Below are 19,632 nucleotides of genomic sequence, written 5' to 3'. Positions count from 1 at the left end.
GATAGGAACAGAGTCAGCTAACATGCTCTCTTCATCCACTCAAAGCAGAGGTTTTTTTGTATCCAACCTGGTATGCCTGTAGGTAAAAGTCCGTCGGCATGGCCTGATCACAAGGTACAAACGACGATTTCAACTTCCGTTTCCGCAAAAGCATCCTGAATAATGCCCCTCACCTTATCCCACTTCAACCTGTCCAGCCCGCAGCCGATTTGCGGCATCGCCAGTTTGTTGAGCCCATCTCTAACGCATATGTCACGCATGGATTCAACGGCTCGGGTAAACGATGGATAGGTCGGTTTGTTCGAAAACTTGGCCTTGGTGACCAAATTCAGAGTACGTCCTACCGGATAACATTGTCCGATCTCAAGTGGCTCCTGCTGCGCCTGCTCCTGGAGAACTTCCAATCCAAATCGCTGGCGAAACTGTACAGCAATTCCTGCACCCATCCGGGCATCTGCGGAAATACAGTGTGCAAGCGTGTAGGTATCATCCATGGCGAATAAATCCTGCTGTATTTCGCGAAACTCCATATTTGTCCTCTTCCCCCTTACACCTTTTACTTTTCCAACTTCTCAATTCACTTTCCCGCCAAATGATCCTCAAACGCCTTGAGCGTTTTCTGTCCTGCTGACCGGTCCAATACGGCAAATACGATTCGTTCAAAGGAATGCCTGAAGTTCTCTTCCACCAATACATCATGGAAATACTTCGCTACGTCCGCCGGATCATTCCTGAATACTCCGCAGCCATATGCACCTAGTACAATGGTTCGATGTCCATGCAGCGCGGCCACGTCCAGAATATAGCGAATGCGCCCTTTCATGACGGACTCAATCTGCTGATCATCGGCATCTTCCCGTTCTCTCACCACTCCCGCATTTACAGCAGGCGCTGTAATGAATGACGTCAGATAGTATTTGTCGAGCAGCCGATCCTCGTCATCACGGATCACCGGAACAGCAGGCGAATAGATCATGTAATCCGAGTACAGACAAGATCGCTGCTTGCGATTATAATCATACATTTCGTTCATTTGGGCGACACATGGGTACAGTCCCGTAGCCCGGGCCAAGCTTTCCTCCTGTGCCTGGCTGCCTCCAAGGAAGCCGCCACGGGGTTTTTCGCCGATGCAAAGTTCAGGCAAACGACATCTTTCCTTCCTTCATCCACAGAAAGACGTGAAGCGGCTGCGAGCGTGGTCTCGCTCGTAACCTCGATGCGAACGGCTGAAGCTTCGGCGGAAGGTTGCAGCTGAACCATTTCTTTACTTCGTTTTTCTCGAAGAGCGATAAGCTCCGTCGGACGATATAAGACCGAATCTCGGATCGCTCGCTGTAAATCCATACCGATCTGAACCCTGCGATCATACCCGTTCACGTATTCTCCTTCTTCCAGAATAGCCAACGTCTGATTGGCGATTTGGGATCGTTTGGACCGTGGATTTGTGCTATTGAAGCCTGTTGTTTTACTGTGATTGTTGTTCTGAATATTGTTCCTATATTGTTGATCGTTCATCTTCATCACTTCCTATATTTTCTCTAAGGCGGGTGAGGATCTCACCCAGCCAGTTGGTTCCCCGCCACGTTTTTCTATTACGGATGCGCGGGTCTTCTTCTGCCAATCCAACACCCCAAATGCGGTCATCCGGGCTTGCCTCCACAAGGGTCGTTCCGCGGGTGGCGAGCAGCGTGGTCAGCAGTTGTTCGTTTTGGGTGAATTTGGCTTCGTTGCCCTCATAGACAATACGTTTGCACTCCGCTTCCCATACAGTCTGGTCAAATCCTGTGACCTGTCTGCCCAGCTTTTTTTGTACAGATGCGGAGCTTGCTTTCAGGATCTTATCTGCAATAATCTGATCGCCGAACAGCAGTGCTTTCTGATGCATCATGTATTGCTCTGCACTCGTGTAGTGAACGCCACTCACGGTAAAATCCGCCGGGTGCCACTGTGAGAACGGAGACGCTGTACGCCAGAAAAATGTAAACTTCTCCATCGATATTCCCTCCTAACTTTATGGGGCCAATCTTTCTGGGTTCAGTCTGTATAAACGGGATGGGCGATGTCCAGCATTCCCTGTATACTCCCCCGTTTCGATGACCCAATCGGCGATTTTGCGCCGGAAGGCGGCAGCCAGCAGTTTTTTGCCACTGATGGTCTCGTATACTTTCTGAAGAGCAGTTAGCGTGAATGTCTCCGGCATCAAATTGAAAGCAATATCCGTATACTCCACCTTCGCCCGCAGACGTTCCAGCGCGTAGTAAATGATCTTCGCATGATCAAAAGCAATTCGTTGAACCTCATTCACGGTAATATTGCTGCTGCGCACTCTGCCTTCCAACGTTTCCTTCGTCTCAATGACAGCCGACAATTCCTCTGTTCCATTGGTCAAAATCAATTGCACCCTGCGCTCCGTCACACGTCCACGCTCATGGATATGGCGTTTCTCCTCCAGAAGCCGCTGCTCCATTCGGAACCAGTCTGCTTCGCTGGCATCGTCGCCAGCCTGAAGTTGCAGTTCGCTGCTGTCGACCAGCGCCATGTAGGAACAGCTGATTACACGCGTACGCGGATCACGATGCACATCTCCCCAGGTATACAGCTGCTCCAGGTAAATATCATCCAGTCCGGTTTCGGTGAACAGTTCCCGCCTAGCGGCATCTTCCAACGATTCCTGCATGGAGACAAACCCACCCGGAAGAGCCCACTGACCCATATAGGGATGACCACCACGACGGATCAGCAGCAACTGGAGCTCAGGTTCTGCAAGCTTACGATAGTTCTCCTGCGTTTCACTTCGTATTGTAAATACCAACATATCCACCGTAACGGAGGGACGTTCGTAATCGCCCGCGTCATAGTTTTCAAGAAACTGTTGTTCACTTATATTCACGTGATTCTGATGATCTAATGGATTTTGATCAGAATTACCTGCATGTGTCATTTCGAAAGACCCCATTCTGTTATTAACATTTTGTTATTAACAATTAGATAATAACAATCTAACATATCTTTTTGCCCTCGGTCAATATTTCCAATTAGGAATAAATTTGTTGTTTTTTTTAATACAAATGTGTTATTTTATTTTAAAACACTTGTGTTAGAAAAGGTGGGACAATGAAACGAATCGCATTATTGGATATTCTCAGAGGTTTTGCCATTATCGGAACATTGGGGACGAACATCTGGCTGTTTGCAAACTTAGGTGATCTGAACAAAATGTTTAGTAATCCGCTTGAGCCGTGGTGGAGTTCAGGGGACCAACTGCTGCAAACGATGATGCTGCTGCTGGTCAATGGCAAATTTCTCGGACTGCTCACGCTACTCTTCGGGGCTGGCATGGAGATGAAGCGGCAAAAAGCCCAGCGTGAAGGCTATACTTGGCCTGGTGTCTACATCTGGACATGCGTACTTTTGCTGATTGATGGTCTGCTGCATTACACGCTGGTCATGGAATACGATGTTCTGATGAGTTATGCCATTACAGGCATGATCGTCTCCTTCATCATTAATCGCTCCCGTCGTTTCATTCTGATCATGATGGGTATCACAGGTGGCGTGCATCTGATTGGGATTACCGGAATTACGGCATTATTGGCGATGGAATCAGGTTCAGCCTTCAATGGCATGGACACGATCACCGGTCTATACGCCTCGGGAACGTGGTGGGAGCAAGTGATGTTCCGCCTTAGCAACTTCGGTTTCTTCCGCACGGAATCCATTGCCATCATTCCACTCAATGTGTTCCTCTTCCTGCTGGGAGCGCTGCTTATGCGGGCCCAAATATTCTCAGATCATGATTCCGGGCGCCTCAAACGTCGTAACTTAATGATTGTGGGACTTGCCGCAGGCATTCCTCTTAACCTACTTCTACTGGTTCCTGGTGGTATTATGGACCTATTCGTCCGTTATATTAGCGCTCCCGTGCTTACTCTTGGTTACTTGGGACTGATTGCTTATATGATGAACAAAAATATATTCCCTCGCCTCTTTAACCGTTTTGGCGAAATCGGCAAGATGGCTCTGAGCTGCTATATTTTGCAGAATATAATCGCCTCCGCCCTCTTCTATGGATGGGGTCTTGGACTCGGTGGACAGCTTTCCTCCCTGTTCATTTTGCTAATGTGGGCCAGCATCTGTGTAGTGTTAATGATCTTCTCCCACTTCTGGCTGCGCAGATTTCGTCAAGGTCCGGTCGAGTGGGTATGGCGTAAGTTGTCCATCTCACCTGCAGCTAAAGACACTTCACGTTCCACCCCCATGTAACCTTTGTTTCATATGTAAAATGCTCAAAAAAAGGATAGGTTTGCGGATTAATGCTCCGTTGCCCTATCCTTTTAATTTGATTTTGATGTTAAAAATATGGAAGTCACCAATCATCCTTGTAATCAAAAATAAAATAACAACTTCACTTGACGATATGTCAAATGAAACTTATCATTTAGTTAGTCGACTAATCAAAAGGATGGAAGCGCTTATGAAATCAGCTCGAAATGAACGGTTAATGGGCCAATTATCAGAACTCGTCAAGCTACAGCGTTACAAGGTTCATGAGAAGCTCGTCAACCACCCTGAGTTATATCCTGGACAACCGCCGCTGCTGTTCCAGCTTGAACGGGAAGATGGTCAGACTCAGAAACAACTGGCTGAACAGCTTCGCCGCGCCCCTGCAACGGTAACGGTAATGCTGAAACGTATGGAAAGCTCGGGGTTTATACGGCGTGAAGCTGACCCGAAGGATCTGCGTAGTCTGCGTGTCTATCTGACCGATCAGGGCCGTGCTGCGCTTAAGGAACTGAGAGAAGTATTCCAGGAGCTTGATCGCCAAGCCCAGAAAGATTTTACACCTGAAGAATCGCAACTCATGGCAGCGCTCGCCCAGCGCATGGTTCAGAATCTGCGAGACTATTAATTGAGATTCATCTATCTTCATCAATATTTGCAACATGATTATTTCATATCGAATGAGGTGATTTTTCCCATTGTGGACGTTAAAACGATTTCTTACCCCGTATAAGTCAGCGGCCATTCTTGCTCCGCTGCTCATGGTCCTTGAGGTTGCCATGGACCTGCTTCAACCCAAGCTGATGTCCAGCATTGTGGATGATGGTGTTCTTGCAGGGAACCTGTCCCACATCGTGACTACAGGTTTATTTATGCTTCTTTTTGCGTTAATCGGATGGGTTGGCGGTGCAGGCTGTACGCTGTTTTCAAGCAAAGCTGCCGTTGGATATGGCACTGATCTGCGCCAGGAATTGTTTGATCATATCCAGAAGTTCTCATTCCGTAATCTGGATACCTTCCAGGAGGGCTCGCTTATCACTCGCCTGACGAGTGATATCACCCAGATGCAGACCTTTGTACAGATGCTTCTGCGTATGTTTATCCGTTCGCCGATGCTGATTATCGGCAGTATTATTATGGCGTTTACGATCAGTGTCAAACTGGCGCTCATTCTCATTTTGTCCGTGCCGATTCTGTTTATCATCTTATATATCCTGATATCCGCTTCCTATCCGCTGTTCGCCAGCGTTCAGAACAAACTCGACAAGGTGAACGCGGTTCTTCAAGAGAATCTGGCCGGCATTCGTGTCGTCAAAGCTTTTGCACGTGCGCGTCAGGAGAAGAAACGTTTCCAACAAGCCAATGAAGATTATACCCATACGGCAGTGAAAGCCTGGCGCATCGTATCTCTGAATGCACCGGTATTAAGCCTGATGCTGAATGCAACCATTGTAGCGGTGCTGTGGTTTGGGGGCTTTCAGGTAGTAGGAGGCGATATTGCCGCCGGAGATTTGATTGCTTTTATCAACTACGTAACGGTTGTACTCTCGTCGCTCACTTCAATCGGCATGATGATGATGAGCTTCTCCCGCGCCAAAGTATCTGCAACACGCATCAACGAGGTGCTTCACACCCAGCCTGATATTCAATCGGGAGATGATATGTCTCGTAAAGGAGCAGGTCAGGTGGAATTCAAGGATGTCTATTTCCGCTATGATGGAGAACATACCCTCTCTGGAATTACACTGACGGCTCGGCCGGGAGAAAAGGTAGCTCTGCTCGGCTCTACAGGATCAGGCAAAACATCACTTGTACAGCTGATCCCCCGCTTGTATGATGCCTCACAGGGTGAAGTGCTCGTGAATGGAGTGAACGTGCGTAACTGGGATCTCCAGGATCTTCGCAGCCGTGTGTCCATCGTATTACAGGAATCCATCCTGTTTAGTGGCAGCATCCGGGATAACATCTGCTTCGGCAGACCTGATGCAACGGAGGCTGAACTACGTGCCGCAGCTCAAGCGGCGGCGGCTGATGATTTTATTATGAATCTGAAAGATGGATATAACACGGAGTTGGGCCAGCGTGGGGTCAATCTCTCAGGTGGGCAGAAACAGCGGATTTCTATTGCCCGTGCCCTGCTCATGCAACCGGAGGTTCTGATTCTGGACGACAGCACCAGTGCCGTTGATCTGCGTACCGAAGCAAGCATTCAGAAGGCGCTGCATTCACTAATGAAAAATAGTACGACCTTCTTGATTGCACAACGGATCTCTTCTGTAAAAGATGCAGACTGTATTTACGTGCTTGATGAAGGAGAGATCGTGGCAAGTGGTACACATGAACATCTCATGGCCCATTCGCCACATTACCAATCCATCTATTATTCGCAGCAACGGAAGGAGGATGTTCAATTTGGCTAAAAACGCTTCTTCCTCCAACCATCAGACCGTTGTCCCACCGATGATCGGAAGACCCGGGCCACCCGGCCGAGGTCCGGTTCCCAAAGTAAGAGCCAAGAACGCCCGGCACGCCATCATTCGAGTGTGGTCATACATGGGACGTCATCGTAAAGGGGTTATCACCGCTCTGGTACTGACGGCTCTTGGAACGTTACTTAATCTGGCAGGACCTTATCTGCTCGGCCGTGCGGTTAATGAACATATCGTTCCCAAAATTACGGACGGTCTGTTGAAAGACTGCATGTTATTGCTGACCGTATACGTTCTCGGCTCGTTCATGATGTGGGCTCAATCCTATGTCATGATCGGTGTCTCTCAACTGACTGTGAAGGATTTGCGCCATGCTCTATTTTCACGGCTGCAGCAGCTGCCGATCAGCTTTTTTGACAAAAATCAGAGCGGAGATCTGATGAGCCGGGCTACCAATGATATCGATAACGTGTCCACGACACTGAATCAAAGTGTAACTCAACTGATGTCCAGCGCCATCTTGCTGGTTGGCTCCCTGTCGATTATGTTAGCCCTGGATGTCCGTCTGACACTGCTCAGTCTGATCACGGTTCCCCTGATTACGATCGCCACTCGGCTGATCGCTTCTAGAACACGAAAACATTTTACCGCCCAGCAAAAGTTGCTTGGTGAGCTTAATGGCTACGCCCAGGAAACCATTGCCGGACAAAAGGTGGTTGCAGCCTATAACCGCCAGGAGCAGGCACAAAAACATTTTCAGAATTTGAACGAAAAGCTTCGCACTTCCAGTACCCAAGCTCAAAGCGTATCAGGTCTGGTCGGGCCAACGATGAACGTTATGAACAATATCGGCTTTGCCATACTGGCAGCCGTAGGTGGATGGATGGCTTATCATGATCTGACGTCCATCGGGCTGATTGTAAGTTTCCTTGCTTACTCCCGCCAGATTGAGCGGCCCATCAATGATTTGGCGAACCAGTACAATCTGATTCAGGCAGCTATAGCAGGTGCCGAGCGCGTATTCCACATTATTGATACACCAAGTGAATACGTGGAAGAACAGAAGAAACAACTGCAGCAGATTCAGGGTAAAGTTGTATTTGAAGATGTATCCTTTGGGTATAACTCCGAGAGGGAGATCTTGAAAAAGGTCAGCTTCACCGCCAAGCCAGGCGAGATGATTGCACTTGTCGGCCCGACTGGGGCGGGTAAAACAACGATCATCAACCTACTGCCTCGTTTTTACGAGATTACGGGTGGACGAATTACCATTGATGGCTGTGACATCTCCGAACTGGAGAAAGATCAGCTAAGGCGCGAACTTGGCATTGTGTTACAGGATGCCTATCTGTTCTCCGGTACCATTCGGGACAATATTGCCTACGGCAAACCGGATGCAACGGACGAACAGATCCAGCAAGCGGCGAAGTTGGCAAATGCCCACTCCTTCATCCGCAAATTATCGCAGGCTTATGATACCCCGATCATTTCTGGTGGCAGCAATCTGAGTCAGGGACAGCGACAACTATTAACCATCGCTCGTGCTATTCTCGCTGACCCTGCAATTCTTATTCTGGATGAAGCGACCAGTAGCATCGACACACGCACCGAAATGCAGATTCAGGAAGCGATGCGCACCTTGATGAAGGATCGCACCAGCTTCGTCATTGCCCACAGGCTGAGTACGATTCGTGAAGCCGATCAGATCCTGGTTATTGATGACGGCAAGATCGCCGAACGAGGTAGCCATGATGAGTTGATGCAACAGCAAGGTTTCTATTATCAGTTGCATCAGGGACAGCTTACCTGATTGGGTTCGTGTTCATTGATGATTAAAACACAGAAACACAACAAAAACGCCGCAAAACGGTTCTTCTGGAACCCAAATGCGGCGTTTATTTATTATTAGAATTATGCCCCCATAGGTAAATAAAGGGTGAATGTTGAGCCAATCCCTATTTCACTACGAACGGTAATTCTCCCATGATGATCCTGGACGATTTTCTGACAGAGTGCCAGCCCAAGTCCAGTACCTTCTTCCTTGGTCGTATAAAACGGATTAAAGATCGTAGCCAGAGAATTCTCCGGGATACCGCTGCCCGTATCGGTAATCGAGATAAGCGCTTTATCTCCATCATGTAACAGATCAATATGCACTTCACCCGGGTCTTCCATTGCTTCAAAAGCATTGCGGATCAGGTTAATCAGGACCTGCACGATCTTGTCCCGATCCATGTTGACCACAACTGGTTCAACAGTCATTTCAAGTGTAATCCGATGCCCTCGCGATGCTGCATCCGATTCGGTTAAAGACATGACTCGTTCAAGACAATGGGCCACTCGTTCGGGCTTCATGTGATTGGCCTGTGGTTTGGAAAACTGTAAAAACTCGGCCGTCAGATCCGTTACCCGTGCTACCTCACCCATAATGACCTCATACCACGGTGCTATATTAAATGCCTGTCCTCGTGATAACTGCAAGAATCCTCGAATGGCAGTGAGAGGATTACGGATTTCATGAGCCATGCCAGCCGCAAGCTCACCTACAGCCCGTAGTCTTTCCGAGCGGAAAACCTCTTCTTCATTTTTCAACCATTTGCTGCGCTGCTGCTGAAAAAAACTGTCCTCCGCTACCGTAATAAAGTGCTGCAACGTCTCGGACATTCCCGGATATAGGGAAATGCTGTAGTTTACTTGTAAGCCCCTTAACTCCCCGGACAGCAGTGACACCATGCGTTCTTCGATATTTTGTATTTCAGGCAAAACGACAGCATACCGATCTCCCGCATACCGAGATACGCCATATGCATCTGCAAACTGTTTCGAAACACTCTCGCCTGTCGCTTTGATTACATGACTCCAGTTGTCTTCGACCTCTTGATCAAACCCATTGAAATTCTGAATGTTCATGATAATCAGCAAAAATGATCGTTGATCGTCCGCCGTTTCCTTCAGTACGTTCATATACCCCTCGTAGTTTAGCAATCCGGTGAGCGGATCATGGAGGGTTAGAAAATGATTTTTCTCCCGAAGTTTGCGCTTCTCTGCTTCGCTGTTAATCAAGGTATGATACAAAAAGATAATGACAATGGCAGTTAACATGTCAAACATGGACACCAGCAAATTATATGTATCTATCGTTACATACGAAAGCCTAATCACGGTATATTCAAACACAAGCAACATCGAAATGGGTAACATCTGCGTGACACGCTGTTTATCCTTAATCAGCGACATGATGAGCAGGTAATATAACATATTGCACCAGTTAAGTTCACTGAAATAATGGAATATGCCAAGAAAAATCCAATGGGTGTTGCGCAGTACAGGATACTGTTTTTCCCCGTATATACTTGCTACAAATAACACACCAGCACATATCATTAACGTGAGATGGGGAGTAAGCCCTAGAAAATAAGAGGACAGGATAACAAGCAGACATCCGAGCGGGAAAACAACCATTTTCATCGTGTAACTCAGCAAACAGCCTCGCCCCCTTTGACAATACTCACATCTAAGATCCTATTCACATGTATTATATCGATAATGATTAGCTGATGTTGTCGATTATTGGAGGTTCGTCAAATTCACATGAATGTATAAATTTATAATTAAAATAGGACAAACGGTTTATAGGAAAGTGCATATTATGAAATAATGATCCAATCACAATGGTCATTACTGTGTTACAATACATTTAATGGGTTTATTTAGGATGTCACCTTGGACATGGAGGGATTAACATGATACAACAAAGAAAACCTTTGGGCATCGGGACACTTTCTTTGCTGGTACTTATTCTGGGATTTGCTTTTAATTATGGTTGGGGAGCAGAGAATTTCAGGTTTGGTTATTATCTGTTTGAGCTACTGAAATTGCCGATTTTTAGTAACGGTGACCAGGGACTCCACCTTCCCTTTGTGGCGACGGCAATCTTCTGGATACCTGCTGTAATTATCGCTAGCAAGTATCGGTCTCACTATGGTACAAGGGTGGCCTTTAACGTAGCTGGATTTATGCTGCTCCTCTGCATCGTTGGTCCTGTGGTTGATATTGTGGACAGGTTTGTAAATTCATAAAATAAAGAAGCCAGCACTCTTGTCATTCCAGAGTGCTGGCTTCTTTATTTTACCTTTCTAAATAAGCTGAATTTGAGTTTATACCATAACGGAGAGTGCAGAACCAATCTGAAGAAGCAGTAGCGTTCTCCTTTATCACCGGATTTTTTCCAACCTTATAGGGAATCAAGAAAATCTGGGGATAAGAGAGATCGAAAGATGGTACTGCAATCGGAGTGACAGGTGTAACCTTTCAAAATCAACTTATATACCTTCTATTTTTTCGCCATATACTTGCGGATATCAAATGCCACCGCAGCCACAATAATCAACCCTTTAATAATTAGCTGCCAGTAAGGACTTACACCGATAAAGGTCAGTCCATAGTTGATGACTCCAAAGATCAGCACCCCTGCCATAACACCGGGAACCGTACCAATTCCACCCGCTGTGGAGACGCCCCCCACGACACAGGCCGCAATAGCATCCAACTCATACATGTTACCGTAATTGTTCGTTGCTCCGCCCGTACGTGCGGCTTCCAGCACACCGCCCAGTCCATACAGGGCACCTGCAATGGCATACAACGCAATCAGGTTGCGTGCCACATGAATGCCGGACACATGCGCAGCCTGAATGTTACCACCGATGGCATACATATTCTTCCCAAGGCGGGTCTTGTTGAAGACGACCCAGCAGATCAATGCCACCCCAATAGCAATCAATACAATATACGGAATGGAATAACCACCGCCAAGATCAATGTAACCGGAACCAATAACGGTAAAATCGGGTCTCAGTCCACCAATGGGTTGTGACTGATTGGGCTCTGTATCAAAATAAATCGAGTTCAAACCATATACCGCAACCATCGTACCCAGTGTCGCGATAAAGGGCGGAACATGTAATTTGGCTACAATAATGCCGTTGACGAGTCCCACTGCCAGGCCTGCGATGATCCCGATAGCGATTGGCAATCCTACCCAATACTGTGGCAGATCAGGAAAGAATCGATTGGCATATTCGTCGATTTGCAGCATGGATGCGGATACAACAGCCGTTAGCCCAACGACCCGTCCTGCCGACAAATCGACCCCGCCCGTTACCAGGATAAACGCCGCCCCCAGCGCAATGATAGCCCGTGTGGAGGACTGTTGTAATATATCCCGAAGTGTAGAGAAAGCAAGAAAGTGCGGATCGGCAATGGCAATGCCAATGACGAGCAGGATCAGCACAATAAAGATCGCGCGCTGCGCCACATACTGCTTCACCTGATTGATAACCTGTGTATTCATATGTTCCCTCCTGACTAAGCCATCCGCTGCTGTGCGGCCAGCCTCATGATATCCTGCTCTGTTGCCTCGGCACCGTCCACGATTCCGGTGAGCCGCCCTTCGCTCATGACCATAATTCGATCCGACATGCCCAGCAGTTCGGGCATCTCCGAGCTGATCATAATAATGCTTTTGCCCTGGCGGGCCAGTTCCGTAATAATGGTGTAGATTTCAAATTTGGCACCCACATCAATCCCACGTGTCGGTTCATCGAGCAGTAGAATTTCAGGGTCAGTCAACAACCATCTGGCCAGAAGTACCTTCTGTTGATTACCACCAGAAAGGTTTCGAATCAGCGTGTTAACTGAAGGCGTTTTAGTTCTAAACTTCTGAGTTTGCTCGCGTGCCTCATCTCGGCCTTTCTTCTCATCCAGCAGACCAATCCGATTCCGGTAACGTCCGAGACTCGCAATAATCGTATTTTCATACACAGACAACACTGGAAAAATTCCTGTGACTCTTCGCTCCTCGGTAAGCAGGGCAATGTTATGACGCTTTGCTGCGGCAGGTGACTTGATCTTCACCTTGCGTCCATGAATGGAGATCGTCCCTGAAGCAAGTCCGCGCAAGCCGAACAATGACTCGATCAATTCCGTCCGCTGTGCCCCAACAAGGCCGCCGATGCCAAGCACTTCGCCTTTCCTCAATTCAAACGTCACATCACGGAACGAATTCGGCTGGCTTGAGGTTAAGCCTTCTGCCTTCAAAATCACTTCTCCAGGTACGTTCGTCCGTTCCGGGAACCGTTCATCCAGATCACGTCCAACCATGCGGGTAATGATCAGATCGGTCGTTAAATCGGCAGCATCCCAGGTACCGACCACAAAACCATCCCGCATAATCGTGACCTCATCCGAGATCGTCAGAATTTCCTCCATCTTGTGCGAAATGTAGATAATAGACACCCCGCGACTGCGCAGCTGATTAATAATGGCGAAGAGCTGGTCCACTTCCTTGCCCGTGAGCGAGGATGTTGGCTCATCCATCACGATGACTTTAGATTGAAAAGAGACCGCTTTGGCGATTTCCATCGACTGTATTTTGGAAACGGATAAAGTCCCCGCCTGAGCCTTCGGATCAATGTCCAGATTCAAGTCCTTGAACAGAGCCAGTGTATCGGCATACATTCGTTTCTCATCCACCAACAACCCCCTCATTGGAAAGCGTCCCAGCCAGATGTTTTCCATCACCGGACGATGTGGCACCGGGTTCAGCTCCTGATGAATCATCGATATGCCATGCTGAAGCGCCGCTTTCGAACTCGGAATGTCCACCTCATTGCCGTCCATCCGAATCGTCCCTTCATCCGGGCGGTACATACCGAATAGGCATTTCATCAGCGTGGATTTGCCCGCTCCGTTCTCTCCCATCAGCGCATGAACCGTACCCGGCTTTACCTTCAATGTGACCTGACTTAGTGCCTGCACACCCGGAAATGCTTTGGATATTCCGTCCATCTCCAGCAGGTAAGGTGATTCCATCTTTCATCCTCCCCTTCCTTAAACCCGGCAAAAAAAGGACGCCATCTCATGACGGACGTCCCTGTTTGCTGCTGTTATTGGGCGTCGGCAATGTTGTCTTTCGTAATTTTTTTGTAGGCAATCCAAACATATTTGCCGTCCGTAATGTCATAACCCGTATTTTCCTTCGTTGGTGTCTCACCTTTCGCGAGTACGGAAGCGAGTGCAACCGTTGCTGCGCCTTGGTTCTTGGCATCATTCAACACCGTGCCCAGCATCGTACCGTCCTGTAGGGCCTGAATGGCCGGAGCAGTTGCATCCACGCCCACAACAGGCATCGTTTTGCCGTCTTTGAAGTATCCGGCTGCTTTCAACGCTTCAATGGCTCCAAGTGCCATGTCATCATTGTTAGCCAATACTGCTTCAATTTTGTCTCCGTGGGAGGCAAGGAACGCCTGCATTTTCTCCTGGCCTTTGACCCGATCCCACATCGCCGTGTCTTCCGCCAGCGCTTCCACTTCAATTCCGGCATCCTGAATTGCCTGTACAGAATATTTAGTCCGCAGCTCAGCATCCTGGTGGCCAGGCTCGCCTTTCAGCATGACGTATTGCAGTTTGCCGTCCCCGTTTTTATCTGCTTCCGGGTGGGCCTTCCAGTAGTCCACAATGAGCTGACCGGAGATCGTGCCGGACTCTTCCGCCTTGGCTCCAACGTAATACACTTTATCCCACTTGTTCATGTCTTCGGCAACCGGCTCACGGTTCAGAAAGACAACTGGAATGCTGGCCGCTTTGGCTTTGTCAATAATGACTCCTGCTGCAGTCCGGTCAACCGGATTCACGGCCATTGCGTTGTATTTCTTGGATACAAACAGATCGACTTTCTCATTCTGGGTTGGCTGTGCGTTCTGGCTATCCACGATATCGAGTGTGGCTTTGCCTTCCGCTGCTGCGGTCATTGCATTCCGTACACCCGTCATGAACGTGTCATCGAACTTATAGATCGCCACGCCAATCTTCGGCGTTTCCGTTCCTGCGGCCGTCTGACCTCCTGTATCTGTTCCTGTACTTCCACCTGCGTTGTCTCCGCCACTGCTGCACCCCGCCGCCGCAACCATACACGCTGTAAGCAACAATGTCATCCACGTTTTCTTCATATCCTAATGACCTCCCCCAAGTTCATTCGGCTTTACCGATGTCTTTATTATGAAAGGGTTTACAATAAATTCGAATACAATATCTTCCTCTGTTTTATCGAAATCTTCCTCAATTGAACCTTTACTGTACAAAAGGAAACAACAGCTTCTGATTATCCATCCAGAACATATTGTCCGTACTGACCAGCTTCGTTTCCAGTGTTACCCTGGCTTGCACCTGTTGATCGTTCAACCGTGCAACGGCCTGATTGACACCAAGATAACCCGCGCTGAATCCGTTTTGCACAATCAAGTGCTGAATTCTGCCTTCCTGTAACTGCTCTAACTGCTGCTGTTCACTGCCAAATCCCACAATCTTCACCTTGTTCCCATTGTTCTCGGACGTACGTCGATTGAGTTCATCCGCTGCCCCCAGAGAAGCAGGTTCCTGAAGGGCAATCAATCCATCCAGCTGCTGCTGGTCAAGCAGTTGCTTCGACGCTTGCCAGCAGGCATCCCGGGTGCTGCATACGGATTGGGCCTGCACATGAATGTCCGGGTATTGAGCCAGTGACTCCTCTACCCCTAGCTCCCGGTTCATCAGAACAGGATTTTCAGGATCAGGGCCAAGCAAGGCTATACGTCCTCGTCCTCCCAGAAGCACAGCCATGGCCTGACCCGCCTGCCGTCCAGCCTCAACATTATCTATCGAGATAACACTTGTTATGCCTTTTACGGGAAACTCGTCATTCAACAAAATGACGGGAGTAATCACTCCGTTGGCATCTTTAGTCTGTGCCCTCTGAATGGTGTCGCTGAGTGTCTTCTCACTCAAGGGATCGATCAACAGGGCCGATGCTCCCTGCTCCAGTGCCAGTGATACCGCATCCACCTGGGCTTGTTCACGCTCGCTCAGTGGATAAGTCCCATTTTGCAAATGCTCTTGCTTGACCTTTCCCTGTCCTGCTGTGAAGTCAGGGTTGGATGGCGCGTAAGTTAACCCCTCCGAGGGAAAAGCCTCCACCGTAATAAGCTCCGCTCCCGCTTCTTTGGCAGCCGCTTCGGCCCCAAGACGTATCGCTTCTGCGAGTTCTCCGGTTCCCGCTGGCGTAATCAGTGCAATACGCGGCGGCGATCCCGCCGGATCAGCATTCGACATACCGCACGCTACACATAACAACAGGCAACAAATAGCTACTGTCATGGCCATATAACGAAGGAGAAGAACTCTCATCCGTATGACTTCCACGCGAGGGCAGATGTTTATTTTCATAACAGGATGCCCCATCCAGTTCGTTCTATTGATCTTATTAGCTTTCATGAGCATCGTCCTCCTCTCGTTCCGATTGGATCGGAATCCGAATCCAGACGGTTGTGCCTTCTTCCAGCTCACTCTCGAATTTAAGACCGTAAGCTTCACCATAATAAAGCTGAATCCGATCATGCACATTGCGTACAGCTACACCTGATCCTGCACCACTTTTCACGATAGGACTATCCATTAGAAGTTTCGACATCTGCTCTTCTGTCATGCCGACCCCATTATCCGTAACACGAAATACCAGCTTGTCGTCCTCCCGGTACACACGAATCTCAATACATCCCTCGTCCATATGATATTCAATGCCATGCACGATCGCATTTTCAATGAGTGGCTGAAGCAGCAGCTTAAGTGTCAGGTTGTCCAGCGTATCTTCATCCGCCTTCATGCTAAAATTGAATTTGCGCTTGAACCGCATTTGCTGAATCGTCAGGTAATGGTGGGCGTGCTCCAGTTCTTCCCTGACCGTAATAATCGTTTTGCCTTGACTGAGACTGATGCGAAACAATCGGGATAACGAAGTGATCATCGTAATGACTTCCTCATTCCGGCTCATGCCCACCATACGCACGACTGAATTCAACGTGTTGTATAGGAAATGTGGATTGATCTGAGCCTGCAAAGCTTCCAGTTCGAGCCGACGCTTCTGTTCCTGTTCATGAATGATTTCATTCATCAAGGTCCGGATTTTATAGACCATCAGGTTAAAACGACGGGATAAACGTTCCACTTCCAGTGGCCCTTCGATAGGAAGCTCCACGTTAAAATCCCCTCGCTCCACGGCCTTCATCTTTCGTTCCATCCGCCGGATCGGACGTGTCAGACTGGAAGAGAGGAATAGCGAGACAAGGATGACCAGTACCAGCACAACCAGCAGTACTCGAATCAAATATCCATTGACCTCCTGGCGGGATGTCATGATCTCATCCAAATAGGCCACACCTACGATTTTCCATCCGATATTGGCGACAGACTTGACCGCATTCAACCTTTTCTGCCCATCCGCCTCATCTTCATAGCTGCCGGTTGCAACCAGTGCCTGTTCAATATTTTCACTTTTGAGCCCCATGTACATTAATTGCTGCTGCGGATGGTAGACGATATTGCCCGCACTTTCGTCGATAATGTAGACGTATCCCCGCTGCCCCAGACTGACCCGGCGGCTCAGTTCGTCCATTTGTTTGAAGTTGATATCCACCAGCAGAATGACCTGCCGATCCTGACCATTTTGGCGTACAGTAATGCCTTTGCTCATGGAAACGACCCATTTGTATGGGCCTGTGTACATGTTCTGAATATGAGGCAGCGAGAAACTAAGGTGATCCGGCACTCGGAGTGCAGATTGAAACCACCCTTGCTGTGTTACATGGGCACTCGGTTTTAATTCAGCTGAAGGTCTATTCTTGAGCAGATGCCCTGTTGAATCCAACAAAGTAATGGAGATGATATCTTCGCGGCTGCTGAGCAACGTGTCGAGCTGTTTATCTACCTGATCCCCTTCCCACGTACCGTCCCGCAGCATATGTTCTTCGATGGCTCGATACAGATGCGACATGCTGCGAACATAATCCTCCAGATTGTAACTGACCTGATCCACGATCTGTCTCGTCGTCAGCTCCGCACTTCGCTCCGCGGCCTGCGTGAATTTGTCATGCAGCAGCATCGCCATGATGGTCAGCACCAATACAATGAAGACAGAGAAGGACCATGTAATAATAAAGCGGATACTGCTGACTCTTGATGAACGCAGCCTGGACCGAAGCTTGAGCCAAAGGGATCTTATCCATCCGGCAAACGTTCTCATTGACTTGTGCCTTCACTAGCTGTTAGTGCAGTCTGTTTGCGATATTCTTTGGGCGAGACGCCGATATGTTTTTTGAAGCAAAAACTGAAATAATTCGGTTCCGCGAAGCCTACCTGACCAGCAATCTCAAACGACTTCATCTCCGTGGATCGAAGCAACTCCTTGGCCGCCTCCATCCGGATCTGCATCAGATATTGCAGAAAGGTAAGCTGTACTTCTTTTTTGAAAATGCCACAAAAATAACCCGAGCTGATATGCAGATGCCCACATACTTTCTGAATGGACAGATCCGGATCGGCGTAGTGTTCTTTGGTAAACGACAATGCCTGTTCCACAATATCCTTGTATACATGCTGCCTTCCGCTGGCAATGCGATGTTGCACGAGCAGACAAACCTCGCGCACCTTACCTTGTGCCTCAGACAACCCAGGCAAACGGAACAAATCGGTATACAACTGGAACCCTGCCCCAAAAATGTCCTCCATGGCCTCACCCGATGCCTGAGCTGCCTTCCAAACGTTTGTTAAAACTTCAATCAGATACAGTTGAATGTCACTTCGCCCATGCTCAACCGTAATTTCCCGGAAAATGATCTCTAGCGCGTCCTCCAGCTCCGCCTGCGTACCCGCTTTCAGACAACGTGTCAGCGTTTGCTGTTTCAACTCGTCAAAACGTAATTTGCCCGCCGTCTGCCGCTCCACATCTGCAATATAGATAAGTGGATCAGTCCCCGGTACAAGCCGATAATCCAGTGCCAGTAGTGCATCCTCATAGGCATGCTTCACACCTGCCAGTGTATTCACGATCGAGCCCGATCCAACAGTGGCAGGGATACGCAGATAGTGATTGATGCTGCGCATTACATTTTCCAGCGCCTGCTGCTGTCGTTTCTCTCCATCTTCTCCACCCCACCGATCTACATAGAGCAGCACAATCGTCTCCTGATGCATAAAAGCATGTCCTGCCCCATGTTCCGTCCATACCTCTGCGGCAATGTTTAGCGCAGCAAACTGCTTTAGCTCCGTATCCGCGGATTGTTCTCCGTCCATATGCAGAGTTAATACGGATACACCATAACGTTCACCGTGCAGATCCAGTCCACATTGCTTTGCTTTGCCATGGATATATTCCGGCGATTTTTGCCGATGCAGCAAAGTGGCCATCAGGTCCGCCTGTAACAAGGGCAGGCTTGTATAATAATGGTCGCGCAGCTGCTGTACATCCTCTCGTTCGGCCACTTCAGCCGCCATCTGCGCACGCAATCTTGTAAGCAGTTCTGTCAGATGTCCCGCCGAGAAAGGCTTCAATAAATATTCATCCACACTCAGCGAGACTGCTTGCCGGGCGTAGTCGAATTCATCATATCCGGTCAAAATCACCACTTTCACAAGCGGATTGCGTTCCCGCAACCTTTTGGCAAGTTCAAGTCCATCCATAAATGGCATGCTGATATCCGTTACCACAATATCCGGCTCCACTCGTTCTGCCATCTCCAGTGCTTCACGTCCATTCTCCGCCAGACCAACTATGCGCAGATCGAGTGCTTCCCAATCTACCTCTACGACCAACCCTTCGCGTACATCCTCTTCATCATCCACCAGCAATACCCGGTACACGTCAGATTCCTCCTTTATTTAAGGGGCCATAAGCCCAAGCAATAATGTATATGTCGATATGATCCAAGGTTGCCATCATAATATACAATATAAATTTAATTATGTAATCGCTTACTTTTAAGATGATAAGATTGATATAATGTGTTCTCACAAACAAACATATGGTAAATTATTGAAAGTGGTTAACTATGAA

Annotated in this window: 15 protein-coding genes and 1 pseudogene; 5 read left to right on the top strand and 11 right to left on the bottom strand. The window is 48.4% G+C overall.

What is annotated here, in order from left to right:
• Positions 1 to 107: 107 nt before the first annotated feature.
• The 4 genes and pseudogenes from G3352_RS09885 to G3352_RS09870 form a co-directional block, all read right to left on the bottom strand.
• Positions 108 to 530, bottom strand: a complete 423-nt coding sequence (locus tag G3352_RS09885; protein WP_163756098.1) for a macro domain-containing protein — start codon at positions 528 to 530, stop codon at positions 108 to 110.
• Between the two features lie 47 nt (positions 531 to 577).
• Positions 578 to 1,515: pseudogene (locus G3352_RS09880) on the bottom strand (TIGR02452 family protein).
• Positions 1,496 to 1,993: an NADAR family protein gene (locus G3352_RS09875; RefSeq protein WP_163756096.1), complete on the bottom strand. Its 498-nt coding sequence runs from the start codon at positions 1,991 to 1,993 to the stop codon at positions 1,496 to 1,498. Before G3352_RS09875 ends, G3352_RS09880 begins: the two are co-directional and overlap by 20 nt.
• Before the next feature lie 18 nt (positions 1,994 to 2,011).
• Complete coding sequence (locus G3352_RS09870; RefSeq protein ID WP_163756094.1) at positions 2,012 to 2,941, bottom strand: NUDIX hydrolase; 930 nt, start codon at positions 2,939 to 2,941, stop codon at positions 2,012 to 2,014.
• Between the two features lie 173 nt (positions 2,942 to 3,114).
• Between G3352_RS09870 and G3352_RS09865 the strand changes: the two genes are divergently transcribed.
• From G3352_RS09865 to G3352_RS09850, 4 genes are all read left to right on the top strand, one after another.
• Positions 3,115 to 4,263, top strand: a complete 1,149-nt coding sequence (locus tag G3352_RS09865) for a DUF418 domain-containing protein (protein WP_163756092.1) — start codon at positions 3,115 to 3,117, stop codon at positions 4,261 to 4,263.
• A 211-nt stretch (positions 4,264 to 4,474) separates the two neighbouring features.
• Positions 4,475 to 4,909 carry a MarR family winged helix-turn-helix transcriptional regulator gene (locus G3352_RS09860; RefSeq protein ID WP_163756090.1) on the top strand — a complete coding sequence of 145 codons (435 nt, stop codon included), beginning with the start codon at positions 4,475 to 4,477 and terminating at the stop codon, positions 4,907 to 4,909.
• A gap of 70 nt (positions 4,910 to 4,979) precedes the next feature.
• Entirely contained in the window at positions 4,980 to 6,701 is a 1,722-nt protein-coding gene (locus tag G3352_RS09855) for an ABC transporter ATP-binding protein (RefSeq protein WP_163756088.1), read from the top strand.
• Positions 6,694 to 8,520 (top strand): ABC transporter ATP-binding protein, encoded by a 1,827-nt coding sequence (locus tag G3352_RS09850; RefSeq protein WP_163756086.1) that lies wholly within the window; start codon positions 6,694 to 6,696, stop codon positions 8,518 to 8,520. The genes G3352_RS09855 and G3352_RS09850 overlap by 8 nt, the downstream gene beginning before the upstream one ends.
• Positions 8,521 to 8,621: 101 nt before the next feature.
• Here G3352_RS09850 and G3352_RS09845 read toward each other — a convergent pair whose 3' ends face one another.
• A complete protein-coding gene (locus G3352_RS09845; RefSeq protein ID WP_240343010.1) occupies positions 8,622 to 10,193 on the bottom strand; it encodes an ATP-binding protein in 1,572 nt (523 codons plus the stop codon).
• Between the two features lie 260 nt (positions 10,194 to 10,453).
• Between G3352_RS09845 and G3352_RS09840 the strand changes: the two genes are divergently transcribed.
• Positions 10,454 to 10,789 carry a hypothetical protein gene (locus G3352_RS09840; protein WP_163756084.1) on the top strand — a complete coding sequence of 112 codons (336 nt, stop codon included), beginning with the start codon at positions 10,454 to 10,456 and terminating at the stop codon, positions 10,787 to 10,789.
• A gap of 254 nt (positions 10,790 to 11,043) precedes the next feature.
• Here G3352_RS09840 and mglC read toward each other — a convergent pair whose 3' ends face one another.
• From mglC to G3352_RS09810, 6 genes are all read right to left on the bottom strand, one after another.
• A complete protein-coding gene (mglC, locus tag G3352_RS09835) occupies positions 11,044 to 12,063 on the bottom strand; it encodes a galactose/methyl galactoside ABC transporter permease MglC (protein WP_163756082.1) in 1,020 nt (339 codons plus the stop codon).
• A 14-nt stretch (positions 12,064 to 12,077) separates the two neighbouring features.
• On the bottom strand, positions 12,078 to 13,583 hold the full coding sequence (locus tag G3352_RS09830; protein ID WP_163756080.1) for a sugar ABC transporter ATP-binding protein: 1,506 nt from the start codon (positions 13,581 to 13,583) through the stop codon (positions 12,078 to 12,080).
• 74 nt (positions 13,584 to 13,657) lie between these two features.
• A complete protein-coding gene (locus G3352_RS09825; protein WP_163756078.1) occupies positions 13,658 to 14,719 on the bottom strand; it encodes a galactose ABC transporter substrate-binding protein in 1,062 nt (353 codons plus the stop codon).
• A 121-nt stretch (positions 14,720 to 14,840) separates the two neighbouring features.
• Positions 14,841 to 16,019 (bottom strand): sugar ABC transporter substrate-binding protein, encoded by a 1,179-nt coding sequence (locus tag G3352_RS09820; protein WP_163756076.1) that lies wholly within the window; start codon positions 16,017 to 16,019, stop codon positions 14,841 to 14,843.
• Complete coding sequence (locus tag G3352_RS09815) at positions 16,009 to 17,823, bottom strand: cache domain-containing sensor histidine kinase (RefSeq protein ID WP_163756074.1); 1,815 nt, start codon at positions 17,821 to 17,823, stop codon at positions 16,009 to 16,011. The genes G3352_RS09820 and G3352_RS09815 overlap by 11 nt, the downstream gene beginning before the upstream one ends.
• The gene (locus tag G3352_RS09810) at positions 17,820 to 19,439 is read right to left on the bottom strand and encodes a response regulator (protein ID WP_163756072.1); all 1,620 of its coding nucleotides are present in this window, start codon (positions 19,437 to 19,439) and stop codon (positions 17,820 to 17,822) included. Before G3352_RS09810 ends, G3352_RS09815 begins: the two co-directional genes overlap by 4 nt.
• Between the last annotated feature and the right edge of the window lie 193 nt (positions 19,440 to 19,632).

The organism is Paenibacillus sp. ALJ109b, assembly GCF_010747435.1.
In the GTDB taxonomy this organism is placed as follows: Bacteria; Bacillota; Bacilli; order Paenibacillales; family Paenibacillaceae; genus Paenibacillus; species Paenibacillus taichungensis.
This window is presented reverse-complemented; position numbering and strand designations above follow the sequence as displayed.

What these genes read in the sequence shown, in the direction of transcription:
- G3352_RS09885 (WP_163756098.1), bottom strand. Translation starts at nt 530, where the DNA reads ATGGAGTTTCGCGAAATACAGCAGGATTTATTCGCCATGGATGATACC.
- G3352_RS09875 (WP_163756096.1), bottom strand. Translation starts at nt 1,993, where the DNA reads ATGGAGAAGTTTACATTTTTCTGGCGTACAGCGTCTCCGTTCTCACAG.
- G3352_RS09870 (WP_163756094.1), bottom strand. Translation starts at nt 2,941, where the DNA reads ATGACACATGCAGGTAATTCTGATCAAAATCCATTAGATCATCAGAAT.
- G3352_RS09865 (WP_163756092.1), top strand. Translation starts at nt 3,115, where the DNA reads ATGAAACGAATCGCATTATTGGATATTCTCAGAGGTTTTGCCATTATC.
- G3352_RS09860 (WP_163756090.1), top strand. Translation starts at nt 4,475, where the DNA reads ATGAAATCAGCTCGAAATGAACGGTTAATGGGCCAATTATCAGAACTC.
- G3352_RS09840 (WP_163756084.1), top strand. Translation starts at nt 10,454, where the DNA reads ATGATACAACAAAGAAAACCTTTGGGCATCGGGACACTTTCTTTGCTG.
- mglC (WP_163756082.1), bottom strand. Translation starts at nt 12,063, where the DNA reads ATGAATACACAGGTTATCAATCAGGTGAAGCAGTATGTGGCGCAGCGC.
- G3352_RS09830 (WP_163756080.1), bottom strand. Translation starts at nt 13,583, where the DNA reads ATGGAATCACCTTACCTGCTGGAGATGGACGGAATATCCAAAGCATTT.
- G3352_RS09825 (WP_163756078.1), bottom strand. Translation starts at nt 14,719, where the DNA reads ATGAAGAAAACGTGGATGACATTGTTGCTTACAGCGTGTATGGTTGCG.
- G3352_RS09820 (WP_163756076.1), bottom strand. Translation starts at nt 16,019, where the DNA reads ATGAAAGCTAATAAGATCAATAGAACGAACTGGATGGGGCATCCTGTT.
- G3352_RS09815 (WP_163756074.1), bottom strand. Translation starts at nt 17,823, where the DNA reads ATGAGAACGTTTGCCGGATGGATAAGATCCCTTTGGCTCAAGCTTCGG.